This is a genomic window from Streptosporangium sp. NPDC006013 (genome assembly GCF_040614275.1).
Taxonomy (GTDB): Bacteria; Actinomycetota; Actinomycetes; order Streptosporangiales; family Streptosporangiaceae; genus Streptosporangium.
Map to the genome: position 1 here is coordinate 1 of NZ_JBEXUE010000683.1, position 4,176 is coordinate 4,176.

At 69.6% G+C, this 4,176-nt stretch carries 4 protein-coding genes and 1 tRNA gene; 1 reads left to right on the forward strand and 4 read right to left on the reverse strand.

Features of this window, described 5'->3' with window-relative positions; all coding sequences use genetic code 11:
• The 4 genes from ABZ260_RS47755 to ABZ260_RS47770 all read right to left on the reverse strand — a co-directional run.
• Nucleotides 1-679: ABC transporter substrate-binding protein (locus ABZ260_RS47755; protein ID WP_355631681.1), on the reverse strand; the 679-nt coding region annotated here is incomplete at its 3' end.
• Nucleotides 679-1,854 (reverse strand): agmatinase family protein, encoded by a 1,176-nt coding sequence (locus tag ABZ260_RS47760; RefSeq protein ID WP_355631684.1) that lies wholly within the window; start codon nt 1,852-1,854, stop codon nt 679-681. The genes ABZ260_RS47755 and ABZ260_RS47760, both read right to left, overlap by 1 nt.
• Before the next feature lie 235 nt (nt 1,855-2,089).
• Nucleotides 2,090-3,214: a nitric oxide synthase oxygenase gene (locus ABZ260_RS47765; protein ID WP_355631687.1), complete on the reverse strand. Its 1,125-nt coding sequence runs from the start codon at nt 3,212-3,214 to the stop codon at nt 2,090-2,092.
• Between the two features lie 342 nt (nt 3,215-3,556).
• Nucleotides 3,557-3,632: transfer RNA gene (locus tag ABZ260_RS47770), tRNA-Asn, on the reverse strand.
• A gap of 173 nt (nt 3,633-3,805) precedes the next feature.
• Here ABZ260_RS47770 and ABZ260_RS47775 point away from each other — a divergent pair.
• Nucleotides 3,806-4,105 carry a YtxH domain-containing protein gene (locus ABZ260_RS47775; protein ID WP_355631690.1) on the forward strand — a complete coding sequence of 100 codons (300 nt, stop codon included), beginning with the start codon at nt 3,806-3,808 and terminating at the stop codon, nt 4,103-4,105.
• Nucleotides 4,106-4,176: the final 71 nt, after the last annotated feature.

A 4,176-nucleotide genomic window follows, 5' to 3' on the forward strand; every position in this document is an offset into this window, starting at 1 on the left:
CGACCAGCGAGGCGGCCACCACCAGGTGGTCGGGGATCGCGCCGGGGAAGTCCCTGGAGGTGGCGACGGCCGTGGAACCCGGCAGCCCCAGGGCGGTGGTGGTGAAGGGCGCGAACACGCCGACCGCGTCCACCTGGCCCGCCTTGAAGGCAGCCGCGGCGGCGTCCGTCGGCAGCGGCTTGAAGGTGACGTCCTTCTCGGTCAGTCCCGCCTTCCGCAGCGCGAGCAGCAGCAGGTAGTGGTCGACGGTGCCCTGCTCGGCCGCGACGGTTCTGCCCTTCAGGTCGGCCACCGTGGCGATGCCGGACCTGGCGATGATCTGGTCGTTGCCGGTGGAGTTGTCGTTGACCAGCACGATCGTCTGCTTCGCCCCGCCGGACACCGAGGCGAGGGTGTCGTTGAGCGTCTGGCTGTTGGCGTCGACGTTGCCGGTGGCCAGCGCGGTCAGGCTGTCGGTGTAGCTGTCGAAGTACTTCAGCTCGACCTCGATGCCGTTCTTGGCGAACAGCCCCTTCTCCTGGGCGACCTGCCAGGGGAACCAGCCGGGCCAGGCGGAGAAGCCCAGGGTGAGAACCTTCTTCCCACCGGACGCGGCCGGCTCGGCGGACCCGCCGGGGGCGGACGCGCACGCCGCGCAGGCGGCGAGCAGGCAGAGCGAGACGAGCAGGCGGCGAAGCATCACGTGGTTCCCTTCCTCGCGGGCAGGTGCCCGGAACGGACCAGGCAGCCGAGGGTGTCGCAGATGACGCGGGTGGCGATCAGCGAGGTGATCTCCGCGTTGTCGTAGGGTGGCGAGCACTCCACGACCTCGATCCCGGCCAGCGGCGCCGCGTCGGCGATGATCTGGATGAACTTCAGTACCTCGCGTGGCAGGAAGCCGCCGGGTTCCGGCCAGCCGGTGCCGGGGACGAACGCGGCGTCCAGGCAGTCGACGTCGAAGGAGAGCCACACGGCCTCGGCGTCCTTCCAGGCGACCTCCAGCGCGCGCTCGGCCGCCGCCTCGATGCCCATGTCCACGCAGTCGGTGACCGTCATGATCGTGGTGCCGCGCTCACGACCGACCTTTACCCCAGGTCGGGGCGCCTGCCACCCGCCGATGCCGATCTGCACCAGGTTCTGCGGCGGCACGTTGGGGATGTCGGTGGCGTGGAACCACGGCGTGGTGTGCATGCGTTCGTCGAGGTCGGTCTCCTGGGTGTCCACGTGCCGGTCGAAGTGGATGATCCCGAGGTTGCCCGACAGGTGTTCGGCCACGCCGCGCACGGTCGGGTAACCGATGGAGTGGTCGCCTCCCAGCACGACCGGGAACGCCCCGCTGGAGTAGACGTGCGAGACGGCCTTGGAGATCTGGTCGAAGGTCTTCTCGATGTTGCCGGGGATGGTGAACACGTCCCCGAGGTCGGCCATCGTGATCGACTCGCGCAGATCCACCCCCAGCTCGAAGCTGTAGGGGCCGTACAGGGCGGAGATCTTCCTGATGCCCTGCGGGCCGAAGCGGGTGCCCGAGCGGTAGGTCGTGCCGCCGTCGAACGGCGCGCCCAGGATCGCCACGTCGTACGCGCCGCAGCGCCGCACGTCCTCGACGTACGGAGCCTTGAGGAAGGTGTTGATCCCGGCGAAGTGCGGCAGTTCTCCGCGGGAGAAGGTCGGGATGCGCCGGTCGACGATGGAGTCGGCGCCCTGCAGGCCCACCTCCAGGGCCCAGGCGACCTCGCGCTCCCAGTTGGCGGTGGGCAGCTCGGCCTCGCGGTCGACGGCGAAGCGGGCCTCGGGACCGTACCGGTCGGGGCCCGAGGGGGCCGCGCCGGAGGGGCCCTGGCGGGCGGGGTCGGAAGCGGACGGGTGCCAGTGCATGGAGCTCCGATCAGCTCGGACCCCGGCTGGAGGACAGCCGGGATCGGCCGGCCTCCCGGGCTTTTGTCCCGCCGTGGAACGGCCACGCGGCCGCCTGCACCTCTCGGACCAGTCCCGCGCCGTCGCCGTACGGCCTCACGGTCGTGACGCCCGGCGTCGGCGGCGGCGGAACCCTAGATGCGCCCCACCACTCGGTGGGTCACTGCAAGTGCAGCGCCGGTACGTTTCCGCTGAATTAACCTCCCGTTGCAGTCCGGTGACCGAGCGCGCGCTCCAGGGAGTCGGCGTGGTGGACGAAGTTCGGCGACAGCTGCCTGTCCTCGTAGTAACGGTGGAAGACCGGCGTGGCCGAGGCCGACATGGGCGGCACGATCCAGGTCCAGTCCGCGGGGCAGACCCGTCCTGCCCGCTCCTCGCGCTCCAGGTGGATCAGGAAGTGCCTGGCCTCGGTGTGGTGGTCCGTCATCGTCACCCCCGCCCGCTCGAAGGAGTGCAGGACCGCCACGTTCAGCTCCACCAGCGCCTGGTCCCGCCAGAGCGAGCGGTCGGTGCCGGTGTTCAGGCCCAGCCGCCGGGCGATCAACGGCATCAGGTCGTAGCGGTCGGCGTCGGCCAGGTTGCGGGCACCGATCTCGGTGCCCATGTACCAGCCGTTGAACGGCGCCGCCCGGTAGCAGACGCCGCCGATCTCCAGGCACATGTTCGAGATGACCGGTACCGCGTGCCAGCGCAGCCCCAGCTGCTCGAACCACGGGTGGTGGGGATGCGAGAGCGCGACCTCCAGCACGGCGTCGCCGGGAATCGTGGACAGCAGCGGCGGCCCGTTCCCGACCGAGATCGCCAGCGGGAGGACGTCGAAGGGGCTTCCGGGGCCGCCGGGCCAGCCCAGCTCGCGCAGCATCGCGGTGAAGCCGACGTAGCGGGGGTCCCCGATGACCGAACCGTCCGCCATCGCGTACCCGGCGTACCGGATGAGCTGCTCGTTCCAGATCCGCGGTCCCGGCGCCCCCGGCCGGTCCTGGGGGAACACGGTGATCGTCGGGCGGATCCGGCGGGCGGGCGCCGCGTCCCGCAGGTGGTTCACGCACTCGACGGCGACGCCCTCGGCCGTGGTGACATGCCGCCGGTCGCGCACCCGCAGCGAGCGCCAGTACAGCCGCCCGATGCATCTGCCGCTGTTGCGCCAGGCCACCCTGGCGCCGAAGACCAGCTCACCACTGGTGTGCGTGTACGTTCCCGTGTCGGCGATCTCCTGCCGGACCTCGCGCAGGCGCTCCCGCAGGACCCCCGCACCGGGATTCTCCGCGTGAAACAGCCGCAGGTAGTCCTCGGCCGCCGCCATCACGTCGGCTGGAGGCATCTCGGGGACCTTGGGAACCTCGTGGAACGGATCCGGCGCACGCCGCCGGGACCTTCGCCAGGTCAGCACAGAAAAACCACCCATTGTGGCTCACGAGCACGACTGCCGTTCCGGGCGGCGTGGTGCCCTGAACGCGGCGGCCCTTCCCCGCTGCGATCACTGTTGGTCCGCGGCGACCGCGCACCGGCTCACTCGCCACGATCGCGGCGACACCGGGCATGGCCTCACTCATTTTCTGTGATTCACCGTGGTTTGTCCGCTGAATCGAGGCATGAGCAGGCCACCAAACCGGGACATGAGATGCCAAAAGCCCCGGAAGCCGGGCTTCCGGGGCTCTGACGCTGGCTCCCGCGATAGGACTCGAACCTATAACCTGCCGGTTAACAGCCGGCTGCTCTGCCGATTGAGCTACACGGGATTGCGTTTTGCGCTGGTCGGACCGGGTGTCCCCGGTTCCTCGCGGCGCAGGAATAGATTAGCGCACTCCGTGGGTGTGTGTCGCATCGATAGTCCGGGGTAGGTGCGAGACGAATGGCCATCCGCGGGTGATCACAGGACAGGGACCGGCGGAACATGCTTGTGGAGGTGGACATGCGTTATCGGTTGATGTTCGGGATCGGCTTCGCGGCCGGCTACATCCTGGGGAGCCGCGCCGGTCGGGAGCGTTACGAGCAGATCAAGAGGATGGCCCAGCGGGTCTTCGACAACCCCACCGTGCAGGAGACGGCCGGCCTGATGGGCGCCAAGGTCTCCAAGGCCACCGGCGTGGCGAGGACCAAGGTGAGCGACGCGGCCAGAAACCGGCTGCCCTTCCTGCATTCGGCGAACGGCTGGCCCGGCGACGAGCACGACGACACGGGCACCGGCTGGCCGGAGACCACACCGAGATAGAGCGCCAGCAGTTCGGCGACAAGCAGCGGGGTGGACCATCCGTCGAGCAGGATGTGATGGTTGGTGATGAC

Excerpts from the sequence above, each read along its gene's own strand:
- ABZ260_RS47760 (WP_355631684.1), bottom strand. The coding sequence starts at position 1,854 with ATGCACTGGCACCCGTCCGCTTCCGACCCCGCCCGCCAGGGCCCCTCC.
- ABZ260_RS47765 (WP_355631687.1), bottom strand. The coding sequence starts at position 3,214 with ATGCCTCCAGCCGACGTGATGGCGGCGGCCGAGGACTACCTGCGGCTG.
- ABZ260_RS47775 (WP_355631690.1), top strand. The coding sequence starts at position 3,806 with ATGCGTTATCGGTTGATGTTCGGGATCGGCTTCGCGGCCGGCTACATC.